Origin of the sequence: Streptomonospora litoralis (genome assembly GCF_004323735.1) — a bacterium.
Taxonomy (GTDB): Bacteria; Actinomycetota; Actinomycetes; order Streptosporangiales; family Streptosporangiaceae; genus Streptomonospora; species Streptomonospora litoralis.
Window position 1 is genome coordinate 3,759,379 of record NZ_CP036455.1, and the last position, 23,206, is coordinate 3,782,584.

Consider the following 23,206-nt stretch of genomic DNA (forward strand, 5'->3'; position numbering starts at 1 on the left):
GTGTCCTCCAGAAGGGCTTTCGCCGGTGCGCGGAGGCGGCGTGCCGGGCGGCGGCATCACGTCCCCGCCTCGGGCGCCAGTGCCTCGTGCAGGGCCGCAAGCCAGGTCTCGGCGGCCCGGCGGTCGCCGCTCGCCGGGTCGTCGACGGCGGCGATCAGGTCCACCGGGGTGCCGACGCCTGCGGGGCCGGTGCGGGTGAGGACGGCCGAGGTGGCGGTGACCCGGCCGTGGCCGGAACCGGATCCGCCGCCGACGGCGTCCATCGGGACCGTGTGCAACTCGCGGACGATGAGCGCCAGCAGGCCGCGCACCGCGTCGTCGGCGTCGGGGATGTCCAGGACGACCTCGGCGTGGCCGCCGGCGTGCACGTCGTCGGTCAGCAGGCTCGCGTCCACGGCGTCGCCGAACAGCGCGTCGATCGTGACCCGCGTGGTGCGCTGCGGGGTGCCGCCGGTGAGTTCGGCCGTCCGGCGCAACCGGATGGAGGACGCCTCCGACGCGCCGTGCGTCGTGCCGTCGCCGCCCCACCAGCGGGCGTGCAGCCGCCGTGCGGGGCTGTCGGCCGGCCAGTCCTCGACCGCGGACCCGGACTCGCCGGAGATGTCGCGCACGAGTCGCCGGCTCATCCGCTTGAAAAGGGCGAAGAGCGCGGTGTCGCCCAGGGTCGGGCGCCACTGCACCGCGCCGTCGCCCGCCACCGCCGGGCGGTGCAGATGGGCGCGGTCGACTTCGCCCAAGGCGTCCAGGCGCGGGGCCTCCCCCACGAGGAGCAGGCCGGGCTGAAGCGGGTGCGCACCGGAGGGCGCGGGGTCCAGCACCGATTCGGTCGGGCGTTCGGCGAGCCGCAGGATGATCGTCAGCTCGTCGCGGCGCCGGTGGTCGGTGGCGTGCTCGGCCAGCGCGCGGTCGTAGTCGTCGCCGATTCCCGCGGCAAGTGCGGGCTCGGCTTCGAGGTGCTCGTCGATCAGCGGCGCCAGTCCCGCTTCGGCGGGGGGCGCCGCCTCGGCGGAGCCGCACCGCGCGGCCGCGGCCCGGTGGGCGCGGTCGCGGCGCTGCTGCCAGGTCAGCGCGTACCAGTCGGCCCAGCCCCGCGCATCCGTCAGATCGTGCCGGCGGGTGTGCCAGCCCTCGCAGCGCACCGCTCCGTAGCCGCGCGCGGTGCGGGCCCCGATGGAGACCCCCGGGTCGGCGCCGGTTCCGGCGATCCCCTCGGCCGCGAGAGCGGCGAGGGCGAGCAGTCGGCCCTCGTGCTCGGGCTCGTCGACCTGCAGCCGCAGAGTGAGGGTGAAGACCGTGCCGGCGGGCAGGGTCTCCATCCGCCACAGCGCTCCGGGGGCGGCCGCGCCGCTTCCGGGGTCGACGCGGTTGCCCGCACGCACGGCGATCCCGGCCTCGGGCGGCAGTTCGGCGAAGGCGTCGTCGATGTCGAGAGCGCTGTGCCGGGAGGCGCCGGTGCCGGCCTCGGCACTGCGAGTGGCGGCCTCGCCGAACAGCTCGGCGACGGGGCCCGCACCTCCGGGGCCGAGGCGTTCGGCCAGATGGTGGCGCAGTAGACCCGCCTGGGTGGTGGCGCGCAGACGCGGGTTCCCGGTGCGCGGGTCGCGGTCGAGCGGCGCGATGTCGCCCACGGCACGAGCGGAGTCGTCCGCGGAGCCGATGTGGGTGTCGCTGTGCAGCCGCACGCGGGCGGTGAGCTCCCACAGGACGGCGGGCCCACCGGTGCCGCCTGCGGCGAAGTCGAGCAGGTCGCCGTCGGCTTCGGTGCCGGTGTCGGTCTCGGTGTCGGTGTCAGCCTCGGCGTCGCTTGCGCCCGGCTCCCCGATGCGGGCGCCGAGCGGCGCCCAGGGGCTCGGCCTCGGGGACGCCTCCGCCTCAGCGGCCGGCGCGCCGCTCTCGGGAACGCGGCCGGGTGAGCGTGTCCCCGCGTAGCCGCCTGCGCCGCGCGGCTCCCGTCCCGCGGACCGCGCCGCGCGTCCGCCCGGCGCACTCACGTCGTCCCTCCTTCCCGCAGACGGCCCGGGCGGCGTCCACCCCGGCGAGGGAGCCGCTCCGCCGCCGGTTGCGGTGCCCGGACAGGTGCCCGTTCCCGCGACGCGGCGGCGGCAACGGGGCATGGACGCCCTCGGGCCTGAGCGCCGCGGCCTCCGCGGTGATCCGACCCTGGCGGCCCTGAGAAGTTCCTTCTCGGCCCGCAGCCGATCCGGGCGGCTCCCATCACCGACTCGGGCGGCCTGCGCCACTCGGCGGCACCCGCCGCGCTGCCCGCCCGCGGCGCGGCGAAGCCGGGCGCGGCCGGAACATCCGCCACTGCAGGAGCCCCGGCCGAAACGGGCGCTGCTCCGGCTTCCGGTCGGCGGGAGGCGAGCGGTGTCATTCGGTGCCCTCCCGGTGTGCGGTGTCGCGGACCGTCCACGCGGCGGCCGCCAGCCAGGTACTGATCAGCTGCAGCGCCAGGCGGGCCACGACCTCGGGGCGTTCGGCCCAGGACGCGGCCGCCGCGGTGGCCCCTTCGCCGCGCCGCCAGGCCAGATCGACCGGGGCGAGTGCCTGCGTGAGGGTGGCGCAGTCCGGCGCCGCGTGCTCCCACCAGGAGCGCGGGGAGCGCGCTGCGCCTTCGATCCACCGCGGCAGCGGCAGCTCGTCGGTCCCGTGCGGCACGGCGGTGGCCTCCAGGTCCGCACGGGCGGCGCTGTGCAGCGGCGCGTGAGGGGCGGAGCGCTCCGCGTCGCCGGTGACCACCCCCGCCAGCCGGGACAGGGTGTCGGCGGCCTCGGGCGACGGCGCCGCGACGACCTCGCGCAGCCTCCCCAGCAGCGGTGCGGGCGGCAGCCGGGCCGAGCGGCGGGCGAGGTCGCGGGCGCGGGCCCGCACCGGTTCGGCCGCTGCGCGACTGAGCAGGACGTCCTGCAGGCTCGCGACCGGCGATTCACTCGGAGCGGCGGCTGCCTGGGCGCTGACCCAGTCCGGATCGACCCAGACCGGGGAGCCGTCGGCGAGGGTCACAGGCCGGATCCGGAGTTCCGTCCTCTCCGGATCCGGCGCCTGGGGGACGGCCGCGAAGCGGCGTGCCGCCTCGGGGCGCGTGGCGGCGGGGGCGTGAGCCACCGGCGCCCGCTCGGCGGGCGGACCGTGCGGCGCGGGGACCGGAAGCAGCGCCGCGGCGCCGTGGCCGTCGGCGGCGCGGCGGCCCAGCGGGTGCGCCTCCAGCTCGCGCACCTGCGCCAAGGCGATGTCGCGCAGGGCCCGCAGCCGCACCACGGAACCGGGCGCTGCGGCCCATCGCTCGGCCATGGGCCCGCGGTACATGCGGTGGTAGGCACCAGCCGCCTCCTGGTGCAGGTGGGCGCCCGCCACCTCGACGGCGCCGGGGCCGAGGAGCCGCTCGGCGGCGCGGGCGGCGGCCCGGGGCAGGGCCGCGGGACACGGGCGCCCGAGATCGTCGTCGATGTGCGCGGGGGCGAGCAGCAGCAGATCGCGATGCTCGCCGCGGTGCCAGGTGCCTCGCCCCGCGTCGACGCGGTCGGCGAGCAGAGCCGCGGCGGAGCCGGCGACCGGTGTGGCGCGGATGCCGCCGCCGTGCGCGCGGCTGCCGCCCGATCCGAGGGAGAGCAGGCCGTCGGCCGCGGCCAGGACCTCCCAGACCTCCCGGGCGAGGTCCTGCGCTTGTGCTGCGGATGCGGCGGTGAGCTGCCAGCGCGCCTCGAATACCTGGCCCGGTTCGAGGCTGGTGGTGAAGTAGGGCACGCCGTGCCGCCCGGCGTCACGGCGGGCCACGCCGAGGTACTGCTCGGTGCGGGTCAGCGGTGCGGCGCGCAGCGCGAGGTCGGGTGTGACATGGCCGACGAGGGTGCGGTAGGCGCTGCCGGGCGCGGCGGGTGCGGCCAGCAGGTCGGCCATGTGCTCGTCGGGGCCGCCCTCGGTTGTGCGTACGTGCCAGCAGCGCGGCGCCGGCACGGTCGCGGTGCTGCCGGAGTCGTCCTCGATCAGCGGGAACGCCGGCGCGAACCGGATGGCGCGGCCGCGCGCGATCCACGGCTCGACGAGGTCGTCGCGCCCGGCGTGGCGCAGGGCGGCGGCGAGCATGCCGCGTTGGGCGCGACCGGGGACGGCGTGGGCGGTGGTGATGCGCAGCGGGTCGTAGTCCGAGCGCACGACCAGCGACTCGGTGAGCACGTAGCGCAGCCCGAGGTAGGCGTGCACGACACCGCCCGCGCCACCGGTGCGGCCGTCGGGGTGGGGGTCGGCGATCGTCACACCCCTGTTTCTCGGACAGTCCTCTCGGGGTCGATGCCGGCCCAGGTCAGCGTGCGGGTGTGGGCGTCGGCGGAGTCGGTGCCGGGGTCGTCGGCCAGCCGCGCGTCGAGCCTGCCGCGCCCGCGGCCGGACTTCAGCCCCGCCTGGGTGAAGGCGAGCGCGGCCCGGGCCAGGCAGCGCACCTCGTCGGCTGCGGGGCGGCGGGTCCAGCGCAGCGGGGCCGTCAGCCGCAGCCCGGGGTCGACGACGCGGACGGTACGCAGCCGGGCGTCGGTCGGCGCACCGTCGCCGTCGATGGCCACGCCGCTTTCGACGGAGGTGAACGCGTCGGTGACGGCGCGCACGAGGGTGTTCACAGCTCCGCCGGACTCGGCGGAGGCGCGCTGCTCCAGCGCCCAGGCCACGGCGGCGCGCACCGGTTCGGGTGGGGTGGCGTGGCCGACGCGGAGGATGCGGCCGGGGCCGTGGCGGCGGGAGGTTCCGAAGAGGGCGTGGGCCGCGGGCAGAAGCGCGCGATCGGCGCGGACCGCGGTGACCGCGGCGTCGCGCAGCCGGGCGGCGATGCGCTGGCGGGGTAGGTAGGGCAGCCCGTGGGAGTCGGTGACCACGTCGGAGTCGGCCGCGGTACCGGCGGCACTGGCGCCGGCGAAGATGGCGGGCGCCACCAGGTCGACGAGCAGGTATGCGGGCGTATCGGCGTCGGCGGTGCCGTCGTCCGCGCGCGTGGGCGTCTCGGGCCCGGTCACGGGCGCCCTCCTGCGGAGACGACACGAAGCGGCAGCGGCGCCTCGCGCGCAGTAGAGAGCGAGTGCGCCCGGTGGTGGACGCCCGAGCGGCGTTCCTGAGTCATGGAGCTACCTGCCGTTTCAAGTGGGGTTGCGATGTCGGCGGGACGAGCAGCGCGGGCGCGCCCGGGCGGTGGGGGCCGCACCCGCGGAGTCGGTGGCGGTGTGGCCGCGGGCGGGGCGGGCGGGACAGGCGTCGCGGGTCCGCGGGGCGGCCTGGGGACCTGCAGAGTGCGGGGCGTCTCGCAGAGAAGCGGCAGCGAGGGCGGTGTGCGGTCGGGCCCGCGCGCAACGGCCCCGGTGCCCGCCGGTGGCACGCCCAGCGGAGGCGGCGAGGGCGCCGGAGGGCCGCAAGCGCCCCGCGCGCCCGTTATTCCGCAGGGTCGACGAAACGATCATGCCGCTATGACGGAATCCAGCGGCGTGGGTTGGGAATTTCACCGCAACCACTTCCCCGGATTCCGTCATAACGGACTCATCGGGCGCAGTCCGCACGATCACTCCGCCTCCTTCTCCGCACGGTCACTCCGGCCCTTCGGGCGGGGCGAGGTGTGTCAGGGATACGTCGAGGTGCAGGTCGAGCAGGGCGAGGGCGTCGAGGAGGCGGTCGCGGGCGAAGGGCTCGGGGAGTTCCACCGGCAGGCCGAGGTCGCTGCGGCGTTCCAGTTCGGCCGCGGGGTCGCGGCCGTCCGCCAGCAGCGGCGCCAGGCGCGAGAGCAGCCAGGACCGCTGCTCGCTCGGCCCCGCGGCGCGCAGACTGCCGGGGGCGGCGGGGTCCAGGTAATCGCGGAGGAACGTCTGGAACCCGGTTCCGGTCATGGGGAGGGCCGTGCGGCCGGGGCCGCCGTCGGCCGCTGCGCGCCCGGCCTCGCGCAGGCGGGCGACGACGCGGGCCGGGTCGTCGAAGTCCTGCGACCAGGCCACCACGTGGTCGTCGAGCCGGTCGGCGGACCGCTTGCGGTGGGCCTTGGCCTCCTCGCACAGCGCAGCGCAGATGTCGTAGCCCACCGAGAGCGGCGCGCCGACGGGCTGGACCGCGATGCCGACTCCGGCCGACGGCACGCCGGTGGTGCGCCCGCTGTCCAGCCGCCTGGTCCACGGCGGTGTGCCCGCGCGGCGGGCCATGGCGGTGCGCGGGTCGTCGGCGGGCAGTGCCGCGGGGTCGGCGTCGAGCCAGTCCAGGGCGAACCGGGTGGCGCTCCAGGCCAGCCGGGCGTCGCAGATGACGGTGAGGTCGTCGCCGGCCACGACCACCGGCCGGACCGGTACGTAGACGGTGCCGCGCGCGCTGCGCGGCCGCAGCCGCCCGCCGGCTCCCCGCCCTTCGATGGCGGGCTCGCCCAAGCCGCCGGGCGTGCCGATGGCGGCGGCGACCGACCGGATGAGGGCACGGGCCAGTCCCTCGGTGAGCCGGGCGATGTCGGCGGAGACGGTGCGCATGCTCGCCGCGACGTCGCCGCCGGACTCCTCGACCGCGCGGTGGTGGCGTTTGAGCAGGTCCCCAAGGCCGTTGAAGTCCAGGTGGACCACAGCCAGGCGGCTGACGTCGCCGATCTCGCGGCCGAGGTGGTCGACGTCGGTGGGCAGTTCCAGGCGCTGGGCTCCGGCGGGCGGGGCGATGCCGTGCAGCCAGGCGCGGCTGTTGGCGTCGTGCCACTGGCGGGCGCGCATGCGGGCGGTGACGATGTCGCGGGCGGCGCGCTCGCGGACGGGACCGCGGTCGCGGGTGTGGTCGAGGAGTTCGGCGGGGCGTCCGGTGATGTCGCAGGTGGCGGTGACGCCGAGGCCCTGGACGGGCAGGTGGCCGGGCGCCGGGCGGGCGCGGGCGCTCTGCAGCGCGGCGGGCAGCAGGCGCAGCGCCTCGGCCTGGGTTTCCGGCCGCCCCGCTCGGCCGTAGGGCAGGTGCGCGGTGACGGGGGTGAGGCGGTCGGAGATGTCGCGCAGCCGGCGGGTGTAGCGGCCGGTGAAGGCGCGGGCGTGCGCGGTGGCGCGGTGCGGATCGGTGAAGGCGATGTAGAGGGCGCCCCCGGCGTCGCGCAGCACCGCGCGATGCTGTCGGGGAACCTCGGCCAGCAGCGGGGCGACGTGCGGGCCGGCGGTGTCGGTGAGGTCGGCGACGAGGGTGGCGCGGCCGATGGCGTCGAGCAGCCGCCGCCCTTCGTAGATGAACCGCTGAATGCCGACGAGGTCGATACCGACGAGCACGCCGCCCGAAGGTGCGCCCGTGTCGGCGCCGGGCGCGGCGGCGGCTTCGGCGGCGCTCATCGGGGTGCCTCCTGACGAGGTCGGAGCCGGAGTGCGGACAGGTGGGCGTGCAGCGCGGCGCGGAACGCGGGGGTTCCCGGCTCTGCTGATACCACTCTCGGACGCCGGGTGTCCTCGTGGCCGGTGATCAGCTCGGCGGGGGGCGCGGCGCCGTCCCCCGCCGACTCCCCGTCGGCGCGCCACCAGGAGAACCAGTCGATCACCTCCAGCGCGCGCCCGGGGTCGCCGTCGCCGGGCCGGTGCAGGGCGAGTGTCAGCCCGGCGGTGCCGCAGCGCACGTTGAGCAGTGCGGCGGCGGCGAAGACGTCGTGCGCCCAGCCGCCGGCACCGGTCTCCTGCTCCACGTGCACGTCGGTGGAGGTGAAGTGGCGCAGCCGCGTGCTGCGGGGGGCGCTCAGGCCCAGGGCGCGATCGGCGACGGTGAGGACGAGGGTGGGGCGCTGCGGCGCGGAGTACTGCGGCAGCGTCGGCGCCCCGGCGATCGCGGTCTCATCCACCCAGGCGGCGACCTCGCGGGGAGCGGCGAGGTCGCGTACGGCCTCGGCCGCGGCGTCGATGAGGGGCGCGTCGACCTGGTGCGCGGCCACTTCGCCGGCGACGGTCTCGGCGAGAGTGCCGCTCAGGAAGCGGTAGCCGCGCAGCAGGTGGTGCCATTCCACCGCGGCGGGCGGATGGTGGCCCACGGGCCCGTGGGTGCGGCAGGAGACCCGCCGGGTCAGCGGCGAGACGTAGGTGAGGCAGCCGCCGCGCTCGTGAGCGGCCAGCGCCAGACCGGTGCTCATGGCCTTGGTGCCGGTGGTGATGTCGGCGACGACGGGGGTGCCGGCCGTGCGGTACTGGTCGATCTTGGCGCGGGCGCGGCCGGCGACGTCGGCCACGTCGGCCGCGTCCACGGCGGCCTCGGCGAACTTGACCCGGTCGGGGTAGCCGTCGCGGCGCAGCCGGGAGGCGAGGCGGCGCCGGTTGAGGCGGCGGAATTCCGCGGGCTCCTCGGCGGCGAGCAGGGTGCGGCGCACCCCCGAGTCGAGCGCGGCCAACTCCTTCTCGCTCTGCCGGGTGAACAGCATGACGGCGCGCCGGGGCAGGCAGGCGCGGGCGGCGGCGAGCACCGGAAGCCGGTTGCCGCCCAATCCCAGGAGCAGCAGCGGGGCGGCGCCGGCAGCGGGGTGCGGCTCTGCACGGGGAGCGGCGGGGCATGCGGCGGGCGCGGCGCCGCGGACCGGCGCGGGGTCGGCGGTCGGCCCCGCCGCCGCGGAGGCGCCTCCCGGCGCAGCGGTGCCGTCGGCTCCAACGGGCCCGTCGGTGTCGCCGCGGGGTTGCGGCGAGGGCGGGCGGGGCGGCGGAGCGGCGGGGAAGAAGCTCTCGATCATCCGGGCGCTGCCGAAGTCGCGGGTGAGCTCGCCGAGACTGCGCACGTGCAGCGGCGCGCCGCTGAGCTCGGGGTCGTAGGCGGCCAGCTGCTCGATGGAGCAGTCGCCCTTCGCGCCTTCGTGCACGAAGAGCACCCGGGCGGCGCCGCCGAAGGCGCGCTGGGCCTTGGTGAGGGTCCAGCCCGCCGCGTCCGGGATGTGTGCGGGGTCGCGCTTGACCTCGACGCAGAGCACGCGGTGCCGGTAGCGCACGACGAGGTCGAAGTCGCCGATGGACTCGCGCGGGCTGCGCGGGTCGGGCATGACGCGGTTGCCCACCACCTCGGCGCCGCCGACGCGGGAGAGCCGGCGCCGGAAGAGGTCCAGCACCCGCGCCTCGGCCGTGTCGCCGCTGGTGAGCGAGGCGGGTTCGCCGCGCAGCCACGCCTCCTGGGCTCCGGTGCGGTCGCCCGGGCGCAGCTCGATGCCGTGCAGCCAGGCCAGCGCGTCCACGTTGAGCGCGCTGCTGTCGATACCGGGCTCGTAGCGGGAACCGTCGGTGAACCGCAGTGTCTCGGAGGTGGCGTCGAGGTAGCTGCGCCAGCGGTGGCGATCGGGGAACCGCTCGGTGTGCAGCAGCACGGCGTGCGCGCTCATCACCTTGCTGCCGCCGGTGTAGCACAGCCGCCAGTCACCGGGCAGCTCGTCGGCGAGGGCGCCGAAGCGCTGGGCGACGGCGTGGAAGTCGAAGACGTCGGCGCCTGCGTCGAAGCGCCGCGCGGTCTCGATCGCCGGGCACAGCCGCTGGGCGGCGGCCGCGATCCGCGCGGCGCGCCGGGCGGTGTCGCTGCTGTGCACCAGGACCAGGCGCCGCGGTGCGAAGGTCAGGGCGGCCAGCAGCGCCGGGGTGGGGCTGGTTCCCGCCAGCACCACCAGTGCCGCCGGGCCGCCGCCGGCGGGATCACGGGCATCGCCGGGGTGGTCCGCTCTCCGTCCCATGGGCCCATTTCACACTCTCGTGCGCCGCTCCGCGACGCTGCGGCACCGCCATCCGTGATTCCCGCAAAAAACCAGAAACCACACTTTTCACCCCTGTGTCCGAGAGAGGTGCTGTGTCGGAGGTGATCGCCCATACGAACCATGACCCAGCCCCTCGAAGCACTCGAATCCCCACGCTAGCCCGCACCGGCCCCGGTACGGGCGAACAGGACCGCAGGCGCCTCCGCCGCCGCGGCGGCCGAAAGGAGGAGCGGTGAGACGACCACTACGGGCTTGGAACCGCACGCGGACCGCACCCGGTTCTTCCCGCCCCGACCCGGTGCCCCCGGGCCGGGGAACCGGCGGCCGCACCGGCTTCCAGCCCCGAACCCGGCAGACGGGATAGCTACCGCCACCGCAGGTCTCTCGCGTCGATCAGGGAAGCCCCTATCCCGGCAGACGGGACAGCGACCGCGCAGAGCACGGCCCTGGCTGCTTCTTCGTCGTCCGAGCCCGGTTGACGGGATAACAACGCCAGTTGTTGACGGACGCTCCCCCAGGGCCGACTCCTCCCGGTAGACGGAATGGGACCGGCACCAAGGCCCGGTCCGGGAATCGCCCCGGCCCATGCCCCGGCCCTGACAACCAACACCTGGCTCGCCTGCGAATATCCCGCCAGCCCGATCCCGGCAGACGGAATGGCTGGCCCGGGCGCCGGGCACTCGCCCGCGCGCCGCACCGGCACAGGCGGTTCCGCAACCGAAAGGGCGCACCCGCCCCGAGACCGGAACCGCCTGGTGACCGGCGCACCCCCGGCCCCCTCGCGCCTCTCAGCCGTTGCGGCGGCCCAGCGCCTTGCAGCCCACGATCGTGCCGTCGGAGGAGCGGACCAGGTCGGTGGGCACGAGCAGGTCGCTGCGCTCGGGATGGGCCAGCGCGACAGCGGAGGAGACGATGTACCAGACGCCCAGAGCGGGAGCGGGCAGCAGCGCCCGCCCGTAGTCCTCGGAGAACACCGGGATACCCCCGATGCGGCCGATCTCGCAGCGGTCGACGGCCACGCGGACCGGTTTCGCCGCCGCGGGGCAGCGGACGACGACGCGGTCATCGGAATCGAAGATCGTCACCTCGTGCGGTGTCAGGTTGACCAGCGGAACACGCATTCTTCCCTCTCATGCCCCGAGCCGGCCGGGTGCGCCGGGCAGACCCTGCGTGCTGCGCGGCCGCCGCCCCGCGGCGCCCGGGTCAGTCGAACAGCAACCCGTCAAATTCCTGTTCCTGGTATTCCGCGTGCACCGGACGCGGAGACCGGGGCCGCCGGCGGTCCCGGCCTGCGGGCCGCCGCCGGCCGACTGCCGCGTCGTCGCCGGTCGTAAGTGTGTCGACGCGCAGCGCACCGAACCCCTGCGCGGTGTACTTGCCCACTCCGGTCAGCTCGACCAGCTCCAGCAGCGCACCGAAGTCGGCCGACAGGCGGCCGTCGCTGCCGCTGGGAAGCGCCAGGCGCAGCCCGCCCTCCCAGCCGAGCACCGTGCGCCCGGCCGGGCCGGAGTGCTCGGCGGCCCGGATCGGTGCGGAGTCGTCGGGCATGCGCCGCAGCCGCGCGGTGACCTCGTCGATGCGGCGCAGCCACGGCTCGGCGACCTCGCGCGGGGCGAACCGCGCCACCGCCCCGATCGCCCCGCTGCCGCTGAGCCGGCCTGAGGCGGTGCGGTGGACGACGCCGAACAGCAGCCGCGGCCCCGGCCACGCCTGGAAGCTGTCCTCGCCGTCGTAGTTGCGAGCCAGCGAGACGACCGGGCTGAGGGTGTGCAGCGCCGCCGAGCGGGCGATTCGGCGGGGCTCGGTGAGGACGGCGGTGTAGTCGCGGGCGTGCACGTCGGTGACCGACAGCGGTTCCAGCAGGTGGTCGCCCACCCGCTGCACGCGGCCGACGAGGTCGGCCGGCTCGGTCTCGGGCGGTTCGTCGTCCAACCAGGTCAGCGACCACACCCACAGGCGGTCGGCGAGCGGCTGCGGCCAGCCGTTCATGGCCCACTTCTTAGCCGCGCCGTGCTCGGAGTCGGGCTGCGGCCACCAGGTGTTCAACAGTCCGTGGCAGTCGACGGCGCGCACGGGCCGGGCGGCGTCGGCGTGGTCGCGCAGCACCAGCGTCCAGCGTCGCGGCATCGTCACTCCCCCTTTGTCGCCGAGCTGCCTCGGCCGTCGTGGCGCCCGTCGGATCAGGCCCGAGCACCCATAGCTCTCGGACAGCACGTGGACGCGGCCACCGCGTTCCCGCCGCTGCGGCGCGGCGGCGGGACCGTCCGAGAGGTGTCGGCACAGCGCCGCCCGGCGACACCCCACCGTGCTCAAGCGACCAGGACGGAGCCGCCCGCGCATGAGTCCCGCAGACGACCACACCGACCCGCAGAACCGCGGTGCACCGCAGCCGCACCCGCACGACTGGCTGGACGCCTACGTGCACTTCCGCCTCGCCGCCCTCGACCCCGACCTGGACGGGGTCTGCGATCCCGACGAGGCGCCCGGCGACGACGGCGCAGCGGAGCCCGCTGGGCCGCCTCCTCCCGCGCCCGAGGTCACCGCCGAGGAGTTGGCGGACCACCTGTCCGACCTGGCGCGGCGGTACCGGCGCAGACACCGGCGGGACCGCTGAAACCCCTGCTGTTCCTTGACTCCGGGCGGGCGCGGGGCCTACTTTCGTTATGACCACGTGCGTCGCCAGGGCGGCGCTTGCAGCGCCAGCCGACGTGGGTGTGTCGCCGGGCACAGCCGTCCTTCTTCTATGCACTTTCCCGGAGGAGCTGGGGAAGAGCCTCAGCCCCGTGCCCACGGGGAGAAGAAGGATCTTGAGCACGCGCTGCCTGTTCACGGACCTTTTCGGTTCGACCGCTTTCCTGCACGCCGTGACCCGCGCCTTCGGCTGCGGCCGCTGCGAACCGGCGCGCCGCCGCGGCGCGCCCGAGACGCTGCAGAGCTGCGACCGCCACGCAGCCCAGTTCGACTCGGCGCTGACGCTGCTGAGCGAGCACTGCCCCTGCGAGCGGCACGGCGGCAACGCCGACGCCAAGATCACCCTCCGCATGGCCGAGGTCCACGCGGCGCTGGAGGCCGGCGAGGCCGCGCCTGCCAAGGTCCGCCGCCTGGTCTTCGCACTGCGCGACACCGAGACCGACCGGGCCTTCTCCCGGCTGCGGCTGGTGTTCCCGCAGTGGTCGGGGCGCACGCTGCGGTGCGCCTTCTCCGAGCGCCCCCGGCGCTGGGCGCGTCAGCAGACGGTCGCCGAGTGGGTCGCGCCCGGCGTCGTCGAGCAGGAGGCGCTGGCCGCCCTCGTGCTGGCCGCGGGATTCGGCCACCCGGCGGTCGACCTCCCCGACGAGCAGCCCGACGACGGCGCCGACGCCGCCCTGCCCGGCGACCACGGCTTCACCCGGGAGTCGGGGGCCGTCCCGGTGGCCGACCGCGCGGGCCGCTCGGTCGCGGTGTGCCGGGAGCGTCCGCTGGTGTCGGTGCCCACGGCCGAGTACGTGCTGCGGAAGCTGCACGAGCTGGCCGAGGGCGTGGACCCCGGACGCGCCCGCACCACCGACGAGCTGCGCCGGGTCGGCCTGGCGGAGTCGCTGCGCGGCGTGGGCTCCGAAGACCTCGCCCGCATCCTGACCGAGGTGCTGCGCCGGCTCGCCGAGCGCCTGCCCGAGCACTTCGAACTGCTGGAGCGGGCGCGCGGCCGCGCGCGCAGCGCCCCCTACCACCCGGTCGCCGACCCCGCCCCGGCACCCGCCGCGGCCCGCCCGCCGGAGCGCCCCCGGGCGCAACCGGGGCCCGACGCGGAACGCGACTGGCTGCGCGACACCGCCTGGAGCCTGGTCACCCAGGCGCGGCGCAACCCCGTCTACTACGCCACCGACCCGGTGGCGGCCCTGGACCGGTTCCTGGACACCCACCTGCGCACCCGCGCCGAGGAGGTCCCCGCGACCTGGGCGCGGGCGCTCCACGACGACGACACCCGTGCCGACCTGCTCGACGCGCTGGTGGAACTGGTGGCGGCGGTGGAATGACCGCGGAAACGAGCCCCGCACGCCCGGCCCGCGGGAGGGGGCGGGCGGCCGTGGTCGCCGATCCGTCCTACGGAAGGTCGTAGATAGACCGTTCCTTGAGGTCAGAAACACAACGGGCGATAGCCCCGAAGTCGTTGTCGTCGTGGAGCACCGTCAAACCGTGATGTGCCGCCGTTGCGCTGATGAGTAGATCCAGGGCGGATGCGCACCGTAGCACTCCCTTCCGCAACAGCCGGTACTGCGTCGACTCAATCCACTGCCAAGCGCTCTTCGGGACTGGAGCGTCCGGATACAGGACCGAGAACATGTCGTCGATCTGCTCGTAGTGGTCGAGATCCCGGGCCGACCTGCGAAATTCCGCCCGCTGAGGGCCACAGGAGCCAATCGCCCCCGCATCGATCACCGAGGACCACGCATGTCGGCACTTCTCCTCTCTCATGACGCGCCACAACGCCGAGGTGTCTATGAGATAGCGGATCACTCCTCGGCTTCCTTCTCCGCGTTATGACGACGACGCCATCCTTCGTAGTCCCACTCGGCTGAGAGGCGCGCATAATGTTCGAGAGCTTCGATGCGCCGATGGCGTGCGACATACTCGCGCAGAGCTTCGTTCACCATGTCCTTCTTAGTAGTCAGCCCTGACAGGCGCATGGACTCCGCCAGTGCTTCCACGTCCAGATCGATCTGAGTCAACGCCATCACCCTCACCTCCATGTATCTGATGTACATGCTTATTGGATGCTATCAACGTCGACTACCTCCAGGGGCGTCGGCAAGCACTCATGCCAACAGATCCCTTTAGATGCCGCCTCCCCTTCGAGCTCCGCGATCGCGGCGGCCAGGCGACGGCGGTGGCGCAATCGAGCCTTGAGCCGGCAACAGCCCCGGTGATCCTGCCGGCTCCGATGATCGCTCCGCGCACAAGCGCGGCCGTGACCGCGGGAACGAGCCCCGCACGCCCGGCCCGCGGGAGTGGGCTCGGGCGGGCGGTGGGGGCGGTCAGCCGCGCACGGCGACGGCGTCGACCTCGAAGAGCATGCCGGGCATCGCGAGCGCGGCCACGCCCACCAGGGTCTGCGCGGGAGGCCGACTTCCCCAGATCCCGCTGATGCGGGCGGCGACGATACCGAGTTTGGCGGGGTCGTGATCGACGATGTAGGTACCCAACCGGACCACTTCCCCGTAGCCCAGCCCCACGGCGGCCAGTGCGACGCCCAGGTTCTCCAGCGCAAGTTCGACCTGGGAATCGAATCCTTCTGCGGCGACGGCTCCCTCGCCACCGGAGGCGTACTGCCCGGCGATGTGCACGGTTTCGCCCACGGCTAGGGCGATGTGACTGTAACCGAACGTCCGGGGGTCGTGGAGCTCGTCGGGGTTGACGAGGGTGTGCGGCATTTCCAGTCCTTTCTCGGTCACCCGGATACTGTCATGTCATCGGGAGATGGTCGGGCTTGTCGCGTCCGAACGGGGCGCGGCGGGACCGTGCCCCGAATGTGAGCGGTCCGGGGCGTCGGGGCGGCGCCCGAGCGCGACGGCGAGGGCTGCGGCGGCGGTCAGCCCGGCGGCGCACCAGAGGGCACCCGAACCGGACAGGCGGTCCACGGCCAGTCCGCCGACGGCTCCGCCGAGCGCGATGGAGGCGTTGAAGGCGGATACGAACAGGGCGGTCGCCGATTCGACGGCGCCGGGCGCGCTTTTGATCATCCACGTCTGCAATCCCACCGAGACCCCTCCGTAGCCCAAGCCCCACAGGAGCAGCAGCACCGCTCCGGACAGGGGTGTCGAGCCGAGAGGCGAGAACGCGCTCAGGGCCGCGGTGAGCACCAGAGCGATCACCAGCAACGCAGTGCGCGCGTTGCGCCCGGCCAGAGACCCCGCCAGGGCGTTGCCGCCGAGCTGGGCGGCTCCGAAGCCGAGCAGCAGCATGCCGACTTGGCCGGCTTCGATGCCGGAGGCCCCGGTCAGCAGCGGCCGGACGAAGGTGTAGGCGGTGAAATGCCCGGTGACGAGGAGGGCCGTGGCCGCCAATCCCAGGCGAACTCCGGCGTTTCCCGCGAAGGCCGCGCGCATTCCGGCGAAGGCAGAGGGCGGCCCTGCGGGCAGCGTCGGCACCAGCACCAGCAACAGGACCAGCGCCGCTGCGCCCAGCGCCGCCACGCAACCGAACGCGAACCGCCAGCTGACGAGGTCGCCTGCGAACGTGCCCGCCGGCACCCCGATCAAGGAGGCGGTGGAGACACCGCCGAACACCACGGCCGTGGCACGCGCGACATGGCGTTCGGGCACCAGCCGCACCGCAAGCCCGCCGGCGATCGCCCAGAAGCCGCCGATGCCCGCGCCCACGGCGACACGAGCGGCCAGCAGCACCGCGAAGGTGGGCGCCAGGGCGCTCGCGAGGTTGGCGAGTGCCATCAGCCCGATCAGCGCGGCCAGGATGGTCCTGCGATCGATCCGGCCGAGGGCCGCGGTGACCGTCGGCGCGGCGGCCGCGGCGGTGACCCCGGGCACAGTCACCATCAGCCCGGCGGTCCCCGCGGAGACGTCCAACTCGGCGGCGATCGGGGTGAGCAACCCGACGGGCAGGAGCTCGGTCGTCATCAGCGCGAAGATGCCCAGCGCCACTGCGCAGACGGCCGACCACGCCTTCAGGGGTGGCGGTCGGTTCGTGTCCTGCTCGGTGATTGCCGTCTCCGCAGTCACGGGGCATCACCGCCATTAACCAGGATATCCAATATCCAGAATCCTTCCATAGTAAAGCGGGCATCGTCCGGGTCATGCGGAACGTGCGCGTAGGCGCCGCTCAACCGCCGGTGCGTGCGAACCAGCTGCGCGTGGCAACCGGGACCTCAGGCGACCCGCTCTCAACGTCGGCCTTGATATCGGCGAGCGTCCTGCCTGCGAGCTCTCTGCGCCAGACGAGTTCGGCCTGGCGCATCGCGAGGTTGATCCGGCAGGGCGAATCCCCGCCGCCTCCGGCGGCCGCGGCCGGGCCGCGGTTGCGGATCTCGGTGCAGCGGAACGCCTCGTCGGAACCTTCGATGGCCGTCACGACATCCATCAGCGTGATCTCTCCGGGCTCGCGGGCCAACCGGAATCCGCCGCTCGGCCCCGGCGTGGAGTAGACGATCCCGGCGCGGGCGAGCCGCTGCAGCTGCTTGTTCATGTAGGCGTGCGGCAGCTCGTAGAACTCCGCCAGCCGCGCGGCTCGAACGGCCCGCTCAGGACCACACCAGGCGAGGTTGAGGCAGCAGTGCAGCGCCCACTCGACGCCCTCGTTCATCGTCCGCATAATTCTGGACTTTACATGTCCGGGATTGTCCGTGGCAACTCGCCCACCCCGCTGCGGAGCAACCTGAGAGGCGAAGACGACCTCTGGCGCATTCGAGTCGGCGACTATCGGGTTCTGTACAGTATCGATGACGGCGAACTCGTCGTCATCGCGGTGCGGATCGCTCACCGCAGCGACGTCTACCGGGACCTCGACCAGGCCCACGGAGCCGACGCCCTCCGTCGATCTCGGGCCACACTCTTCGTACACGTGTATGATTCCCTCACGAGTACGTGTACGCAGACCCACTACCGAAGGGACGCACCGCCGTGGTCACCGAGGTCTTCACCCGCAAGTATTGCGATCCGCACGCCGTCCGCGAGGAGAAGGTCGAGGCGACGGACGTCATCCAGTTCGCCTGGGAGGGCACCGTCCGCGAGGTCGACGCCTGCGACGAGTGCACGAAGGAGCACCAGGCCCGCTACGAGCCGCTGGTCGACTACTCCCAGCCGGTGAAGAAGCGCCGCACCAAGAAGTCCGAACCCAAGGCCGACACGGCGCCTTCGCCCGGCGGCGACTCCGCCCCCGCCGACTCTGCGGCGGACGCCGAGGACTCCGCGGACTCCTGACCCGCTTCCGGCCGGTCGCCGGGCACTGGCGCACGCCCGGCGACCGGTCCGCCCCGACCCCGGCAGGGCTACTCGGGGGCCCCGGCCGCTCGGGCGGCTCGAACGGCCGGGCGTGCGACGCACGAGGCTGCGCCGCCGCCCGCATCCCGCGCCCCCGCGACGGGACGATACGAGCGGGGGAGGCCGGTGCCCCATTTCACCGGTCTCCCCCGCCGCTTCTCAGGATGGCTTTCTCGGGTCACGCACCTGCGGCTCCGGGCTCGGTCATCAGACTCGTCAGCCGGCCCGTGCGCCGGGCCGGAACGGTGCCCGCGACGGGCAGCCGGGCCTGCACGACCCCGTCGCGCGGCAGGCCGACCGTGGCGCCCTTCCGCCGCATGATGCGCGTCATGGCCCGGTTCCCGGCCACCGTCTCCGCGCGGACCTCGGCCAACCCCCAGTCGGCGGCGACGGCGGTCAAGGCGCCGGTCAGCGCCGTGCCCACGCCCCGCTGCTGCCAGGAGTCCTCGACCAGGAAGGCGATCTCGCCGACGCCGGGGTCGAGGGTGTACATCAGGTGGGCCAGCGCGATCGGTTCGCCGCCCTTGAGCGGGCGCGCGAGCAGTGTGAGGCCGTACTCGGGGTCGCAGAACACCCCGAGCATGCGCGGGGTCAGTCGCCGCATGCTGGAGAAATAGCGTCCCCGGGTGGTCTCCGGCGAGCAGCGGGCGTGCAGCCGCTGGATCGCCTCCGCGTCCGACGCGCCGGCCTGGCGCACGTAGAGGTCGACTCCGCGGTGCGTGGCGACCGCGCCGTCGGTGGGCGCCGCGCCGGTGGGCGGCAGCACCGAGCGGACCAGGGCGTCGGCGCGGGCGGACTCGGTCCAGGTGAAGGGCTGGTCCACACGGCGCAGCCGGACCCCGCGCAGCGGGCCGACCGGCACCACCAGGGTGGTCTCGGGTTCCTCGGGGAACTCGGGCGCCGGGCGGGTGAGGTTGGTCCATCGGGCGTCGTCGGCGAGCAGCAGTTCGCCCAGCGCCTCGGGCAGCCGGTTGGGTTCGCTGCGCAGCCGGGCGGTGAGCAGGAGGGCCTTGGTGACGTCGTCGCCGACCTCGCGGGGCTGGGCGGGTACGGCCACGACCGAGTCGGTCACGCTCCGGCGGGCGACCTCGCGCAGCAGCGTGTGGTGCTCGTGCGGCACGTCCACGATGAACTCGTCCACCACTCCGGCGGCGTCGGCGTGGATGGACAGGCCGACGATGTTGCCGCCCTGCGACGCCATCGCATCGACCAGCCCGGCGAGCCGACCGGGGCGGTCCTCGACGACGGTGCGGATGCGCCAAAGAGCCATGCCGTCCCCCTAACCGATGGGCGCGCCGCGGGACCTGCTGCGGCCTACGGCTCTGCGCGCCGACTCCCGTACAGCATGGAATGGCGACGTTTCGGGCGTGCTACACGCGAGTAAGTTCCGCTGACATCTCGTCGGCCGTGCGGTGCGGCATGCCCCGGCCTCCCCCGCTGCGAGCGGGGGAGGCCGGGGCTCAAGGGCGGCCCGCCACCAGCTCCCCGTCCTTCCAGACGGCGGCGACCTGCGGCACCCCGGGCCGATAGGCGAGGTAAAGCGGATTGGGCGCCTCCAGCAGCACCATGTCGGCGCGGGCGCCCGCCGCCAGGTGCCCGACGTCGTCGCGGCGCAGGGCGGCGGCGCCGCCGGCGGTGGCGGCCCGCAGCGCCTCCTCCGGCGACATGCCCATCTCGCGCACGGCCAGCGCGATGCACAGGGCCATGCTGGAGCTGAAGCAGGAACCGGGGTTGCAGTCGCTCGCCAGGGCCACCCGGGCCCCGGCGTCGAGCAGGGCGCGCGCGTCGGGGTAGGGCTGGCGGGTGGAGAAGTCCACCCCGGGCAGCAGGGTCGCCACCGTCGCCCGCCCCTCGGCGGCGGAGTCGGCCAGGGCGGCGACGTCGTCGGCGGTGAGGTGGGTGCAGTGGTCCACGGACGCGGCGCCGGCTTCCACGGCCAGCCGCACTCCGGGGCCGGGGCCGAGCTGGTTGCCGTGCACCCGCGGCGCGAGGCCGCGCCGCCGTCCGGCCTCCAGGACCCGCCGCGCCTGCTCCTCGTCGAAGGCGCCGCGCTCGCAGAACACGTCGATCCACCGGGCGTGCGGTGCACAGGCGTCCAGCATCGCGCCGGTGACCAGGTCGACGTAGCCGCCGGGGTCGCCGTCGTACTCGGGCGGGACGACGTGGGCGCCGAGGAAGGTCCTCTCCTCCGTCAGGCGGGAGGCCACCCGCAGCGCGCGTTCCTCGTCGGCGGCGCTCAGCCCGTAGCCGGACTTCACCTCCAGCGTGGTGGTGCCCTGGGCGCGGGCCTCGCGCAGCAGCCGGGTGGCGTTGCCCAGCAGTTCGGTCTCGGATGCCGCGCGAGTGGCGGCCACCGTGGTCCGGATGCCGCCGGCCTCGTAGGGCCGACCGCTCATCCGGGCGGTGAACTCCCGGCTGCGGTCGCCGGCGAAGACGATGTGCGAGTGGCTGTCGACGAACCCGGGCACGACGCACCGACCGGCCGCGTCCACCCGCACGTCGGCTGCCGGAGCCTGCGTGCGCGGCCCGCACCAGGCCACCCGCCCGTTCTCGACGACCAGCGCGGCGTCGGGCACCTCCCCGAGCACGCCGTCACCGAGCCCGGGATCGTTGGTGACGAGGACGGCGATGTCGTCCACCAGCACCGAGGAGACAGCAGGGACCGGAGTCTGCGATCCGGATGTGTTCATCGAACGTCGCGCCACCGCGGGTGACGCGTTCCTCCTTTCGGCGGCGGTTGCCGGTGGGGCCGTGTACGACGGTCGGCTGGTGGGGTTTTCGCCGCGCGATCGCCGCGACAGGTCTCGCCGGGCCGCCCGGGCCGGCAGCACCGAGCCGCTCGCCGGATGCGTGCGGGAGCGTTCCGGACGCGCCCGCTCATCCGGTCAGCTCTCTGATCGCCGTGTCCAGGCGGGCGGCGGCGTCGGGGAGCCTCGTGTGGACGCCGTCGCCAACGATCCAGCGCCCGTCGCACATCACGTGGCGGACGTCGGCGGCCGTGGCCGCGGCGACGAGCGCGTCCGCGGCGCGTTCGGGGTCGAATCCGGCCAGGCGGACACCGTCCACGGCGACGGTGACGAGATCGGCGCGGGCCCCGGGCGCGATGCGCCCCGCTCCCCCGCCCGCGTCGGCGCCGGGCCCCCAGCCCAGGGCCGTGTGACCGCCGGTGTGCAGGGCCTGAAGCAGGCGGTGGGCGGGCAGGCAGCCGCGGCGGCCGGTGCGCAGGCGCTCGTGGGCCTCCGCTGCGCGGGCCTCCTCGAACATGTCGACGGTGGAGTGCCCGTCGCTGCCCAGCGACAGCGGCGCCCCCGAAAGCCGATCCAGCTCGGGCAGACCGTCGGCGAGGTCCCGCTCGGTGGTGGGACACAGGCACACCCCCGCCCCGGAACCGCGCACCAGGTCGGCGTCCGCGGCGGTCAGGTGGGTGGCGTGCACGAGCGCGGGCCGGAGGGCGGACAGGAACCCGGTCTCGTCGAGGAGGGCGGCGGGGGTGCAGCCGTGCGCGGCCTGGCAGACGGTGTTCTCGGCGGGCTGCTCGGAGAGGTGCACGTGCGCCGCGGCCCACCCGGCGTCCGCGCCCGCCTGCGCCATGCGGGCGAGTCCGGCGCGGGGGACCGCGCGCACCGAGTGCGCGGCCGCGCCGATGCGGACGCCGTCGCCCGGGCGCAGGTCGGCGACCCGCTCGGCCCAGGCGTCCGCATCCCCGTCGCCGAAGCGCAGCTGCGGCCCCTCCAGCGGCGCGTACGTACCGTCGGCACGCAGGCCGCCCGCCAGGTAGCACGTGTCGAGCAGCGTGATCCGGATTCCGGCGTCGGCCGCGGCCGCGATGAGGGCCTGGCCCATGGCGTTGGGATCGCGGTAGGGCGCGCCGCGGGGGCCGTGGTGCACGTAGTGGAACTCGCCGACGCAGGTGATCCCGGCCAGCGCCATCTCGGCGTAGACCCCGCTCGCCAGGCGGTGGTAGGAGTCGGGGTCGAGCCGCTCGGCCACCTCGTACATCCGCTCGCGCCAGCTCCAGAAGCTGCCGCCGTCCTCGCCGGTGCGCCCGCGCAGCGCGCGGTGGAAGGCGTGCGAGTGCGCGTCGGCCAGCCCGGCGACGGTCAGACCGGGCAGCCGCTCGGCCTCCGCGGGCGGCTCGGTGCCGGGGGTGACCGCGGTGATGGAGCCGCCGGCAACCTCGATCAGGACGCCGCGAGCCGCGGCCGGACCCGCGCCGGAGTCCAGCAGCGCCCACTCGCACCAGTAGCGGCGTACCCGGGCCGCGTCCGCCGGGGTGCCACCGGTCCCCCGCTGCGCGCTCTGCCGGCGGTCGACGCCGCTCATGCCTGCTCTTCCGGCACCGCGTCCGCGAGGTCGGCCAGGACGTCGGCGAGCGCGGTCACCCCGGCCCGGCAGTCGGCGGCGGTGGCCGATTCCTGCGGGGCGTGGGAGATGCCGGTCGGGTTGCGCACGAACAGCATCGCGGTCGGCACGGCCGTGGCCAGGACACCGGCGTCGTGACCGGCGCCGGTGGTCAGGATCGGCACCGCACCGCCCGTACCTCCCACGCGTGCGGCGATGCGGTCGCGCAGCGAGTGGTCGAAGCGCACCAGCGGGGACTTCGACTCCAAGAAACCGGTCACGGTGACCCCGTGTTCAGCGGCGCTGCGCCGCGCCTCGGCGTCGACGCTGTCGACCACCGCACGCAGGGCTCCCTCGTCGGCGGCGCGGGCGTCCAGCCACGCACGCACCCGGGAGGGCACCGCGTTGGTCCCGTTGGGCGAGACCCGGACCTTGCCCACGGTGGCCAGCGCGTCGTGCTCCTCTGCTGCCCGCCGCGCGGCCAGCACGGCCTCGGCGAAGGGCAGCATGGGGTCGCTGCGGTCGGCGGTACGGGTGGTACCGGCGTGGTCGGCCTGCCCGGAGAAGTCGAGCCGCCACCGCCCGTGCGGCCACACCGCCGAGGCGACACCGATGGGATCGCCGGTGTGTGCCAGCGCCCGGCCCTGCTCGATGTGCAGTTCCACGAACACGCCGATGCGGCCGAGGATCTCCGAGTCCGAACCCATCCCCTCGGGGTCGAGCCCGGCCTGCTCCATCGCCGCGGACCAGGTGACACCGTCGGCGTCGGTGAGCCGGCCCGCGCGCTCCGGGGTGATCGCGCCGGTCAGCAGCCGGCTGCCCAGGCAGGGCACGCCGAAGCGGGCGCCTTCCTCCTCCACGAACACGGCAACCGCGAAGGGTCGGCGCGGCCGCAACCCGCGGCGGCGCAGCTCGTCGACGGCGGCGAGGGCGCCCACGATCCCGAGGGGCCCGTCGTAGGCGCCGCCGTCGGGTACCGAGTCCAGGTGGGATCCGGTGACCACGGCGTCGCCTCCGGGTTCCCCCCACCACGCCCACAGGTTGCCGTTGCCGTCGGCCGCGACGTCCAGCCCGCGGGCGCGCGCCGCGGCGGTGAACCAGGACCGCGCCTCGGTGTCGGCGGGTCCCCAGGAGTACCTGCGGTAGCCGCCGGTGGTGCGGTTGCGCCCCACCGGCGCGAGTCGGGTCCACAGCTCGTCGAAGTGTTCGCTCATCCGCC

The 23,206-nt window shown here is 74.9% G+C and carries 19 protein-coding genes and 1 pseudogene; 4 read left to right on the forward strand and 16 right to left on the reverse strand.

The genetic code is table 11. From position 1 onward, the window contains the following. Positions 1 to 56 precede the first annotated feature (56 nt). The 7 genes from EKD16_RS15805 to EKD16_RS15835 all read right to left on the reverse strand — a co-directional run bounded on the left by EKD16_RS15805 (position 57) and on the right by EKD16_RS15835 (position 11,800). Entirely contained in the window at positions 57 to 1,991 is a 1,935-nt protein-coding gene (locus EKD16_RS15805) for an RAMP superfamily CRISPR-associated protein (protein WP_242676990.1), read from the reverse strand. A gap of 379 nt (positions 1,992 to 2,370) precedes the next feature. Then, positions 2,371 to 4,254 carry a hypothetical protein gene (locus tag EKD16_RS15810; protein ID WP_131099095.1) on the reverse strand — a complete coding sequence of 628 codons (1,884 nt, stop codon included), beginning with the start codon at positions 4,252 to 4,254 and terminating at the stop codon, positions 2,371 to 2,373. Next, on the reverse strand, positions 4,251 to 5,000 hold the full coding sequence (locus EKD16_RS15815; RefSeq protein WP_131099096.1) for a hypothetical protein: 750 nt from the start codon (positions 4,998 to 5,000) through the stop codon (positions 4,251 to 4,253). The genes EKD16_RS15810 and EKD16_RS15815 overlap by 4 nt, the downstream gene beginning before the upstream one ends. 561 nt (positions 5,001 to 5,561) lie before the next feature. Then, positions 5,562 to 7,304, reverse strand: coding sequence for a hypothetical protein (locus EKD16_RS15820; RefSeq protein ID WP_242676991.1), 1,743 nt, complete (start codon positions 7,302 to 7,304; stop codon positions 5,562 to 5,564). Continuing rightward, complete coding sequence (locus tag EKD16_RS15825) at positions 7,301 to 9,652, reverse strand: CRISPR-associated protein (RefSeq protein WP_131099097.1); 2,352 nt, start codon at positions 9,650 to 9,652, stop codon at positions 7,301 to 7,303. Before EKD16_RS15825 ends, EKD16_RS15820 begins: the two co-directional genes overlap by 4 nt. 809 nt (positions 9,653 to 10,461) lie before the next feature. After that, the gene (locus EKD16_RS15830; RefSeq protein ID WP_131099098.1) at positions 10,462 to 10,794 is read right to left on the reverse strand and encodes a hypothetical protein; all 333 of its coding nucleotides are present in this window, start codon (positions 10,792 to 10,794) and stop codon (positions 10,462 to 10,464) included. Positions 10,795 to 10,876: 82 nt separating this feature from the next. Further along, a complete protein-coding gene (locus EKD16_RS15835; protein WP_131099099.1) occupies positions 10,877 to 11,800 on the reverse strand; it encodes a CRISPR system precrRNA processing endoribonuclease RAMP protein Cas6 in 924 nt (307 codons plus the stop codon). 211 nt (positions 11,801 to 12,011) lie between these two features. On the opposite strand from EKD16_RS15835, the gene EKD16_RS15840 reads away from it, so the two are divergent. Continuing rightward, the gene (locus EKD16_RS15840; RefSeq protein ID WP_131099100.1) at positions 12,012 to 12,287 is read left to right on the forward strand and encodes a hypothetical protein; all 276 of its coding nucleotides are present in this window, start codon (positions 12,012 to 12,014) and stop codon (positions 12,285 to 12,287) included. 193 nt (positions 12,288 to 12,480) lie between these two features. Then, positions 12,481 to 13,689 carry a hypothetical protein gene (locus EKD16_RS15845; RefSeq protein WP_242676992.1) on the forward strand — a complete coding sequence of 403 codons (1,209 nt, stop codon included), beginning with the start codon at positions 12,481 to 12,483 and terminating at the stop codon, positions 13,687 to 13,689. A gap of 67 nt (positions 13,690 to 13,756) precedes the next feature. Here EKD16_RS15845 and EKD16_RS15850 read toward each other — a convergent pair whose 3' ends face one another. The 5 genes from EKD16_RS15850 to EKD16_RS15870 form a co-directional block, all read right to left on the reverse strand. Then, positions 13,757 to 14,170, reverse strand: a complete 414-nt coding sequence (locus EKD16_RS15850) for a PIN domain-containing protein (protein WP_131099101.1) — start codon at positions 14,168 to 14,170, stop codon at positions 13,757 to 13,759. Next, positions 14,167 to 14,388, reverse strand: coding sequence for a type II toxin-antitoxin system VapB family antitoxin (locus tag EKD16_RS15855; RefSeq protein ID WP_131099102.1), 222 nt, complete (start codon positions 14,386 to 14,388; stop codon positions 14,167 to 14,169). Before EKD16_RS15855 ends, EKD16_RS15850 begins: the two co-directional genes overlap by 4 nt. Positions 14,389 to 14,688: 300 nt before the next feature. After that, on the reverse strand, positions 14,689 to 15,105 hold the full coding sequence (locus tag EKD16_RS15860) for a Rid family hydrolase (protein ID WP_341351839.1): 417 nt from the start codon (positions 15,103 to 15,105) through the stop codon (positions 14,689 to 14,691). 15 nt (positions 15,106 to 15,120) lie between these two features. After that, on the reverse strand, positions 15,121 to 16,389 hold the full coding sequence (locus EKD16_RS15865) for an MFS transporter (RefSeq protein WP_242676993.1): 1,269 nt from the start codon (positions 16,387 to 16,389) through the stop codon (positions 15,121 to 15,123). Between the two features lie 100 nt (positions 16,390 to 16,489). Next, on the reverse strand, positions 16,490 to 16,969 hold the full coding sequence (locus EKD16_RS15870) for an RrF2 family transcriptional regulator (RefSeq protein WP_131102633.1): 480 nt from the start codon (positions 16,967 to 16,969) through the stop codon (positions 16,490 to 16,492). Between the two features lie 24 nt (positions 16,970 to 16,993). Between EKD16_RS15870 and EKD16_RS26170 the strand changes: the two are divergent. Together EKD16_RS26170 and EKD16_RS15880 are read left to right on the forward strand one after the other, a co-directional pair. Continuing rightward, positions 16,994 to 17,149: pseudogene (locus tag EKD16_RS26170) on the forward strand (type II toxin-antitoxin system RelE family toxin); the annotation flags it as partial. 137 nt (positions 17,150 to 17,286) lie between these two features. Next, positions 17,287 to 17,586 carry a hypothetical protein gene (locus tag EKD16_RS15880; RefSeq protein ID WP_131102636.1) on the forward strand — a complete coding sequence of 100 codons (300 nt, stop codon included), beginning with the start codon at positions 17,287 to 17,289 and terminating at the stop codon, positions 17,584 to 17,586. 238 nt (positions 17,587 to 17,824) lie between these two features. Here the strand turns inward: EKD16_RS15880 and EKD16_RS15885 are convergent, their stop codons facing one another. The 4 genes from EKD16_RS15885 to EKD16_RS15900 form a co-directional block, all read right to left on the reverse strand. After that, positions 17,825 to 18,916, reverse strand: a complete 1,092-nt coding sequence (locus EKD16_RS15885; RefSeq protein WP_131099103.1) for a GNAT family N-acetyltransferase — start codon at positions 18,914 to 18,916, stop codon at positions 17,825 to 17,827. A 190-nt stretch (positions 18,917 to 19,106) separates the two neighbouring features. Beyond that, complete coding sequence (gene hutI, locus EKD16_RS15890) at positions 19,107 to 20,336, reverse strand: imidazolonepropionase (RefSeq protein ID WP_131099104.1); 1,230 nt, start codon at positions 20,334 to 20,336, stop codon at positions 19,107 to 19,109. A gap of 187 nt (positions 20,337 to 20,523) precedes the next feature. Next, positions 20,524 to 21,969, reverse strand: a complete 1,446-nt coding sequence (locus tag EKD16_RS15895) for a formimidoylglutamate deiminase (protein WP_131099105.1) — start codon at positions 21,967 to 21,969, stop codon at positions 20,524 to 20,526. Further along, positions 21,966 to 23,201: an allantoate amidohydrolase gene (locus EKD16_RS15900; protein WP_131099106.1), complete on the reverse strand. Its 1,236-nt coding sequence runs from the start codon at positions 23,199 to 23,201 to the stop codon at positions 21,966 to 21,968. The genes EKD16_RS15895 and EKD16_RS15900 overlap by 4 nt, the downstream gene beginning before the upstream one ends. Between the last annotated feature and the right edge of the window lie 5 nt (positions 23,202 to 23,206).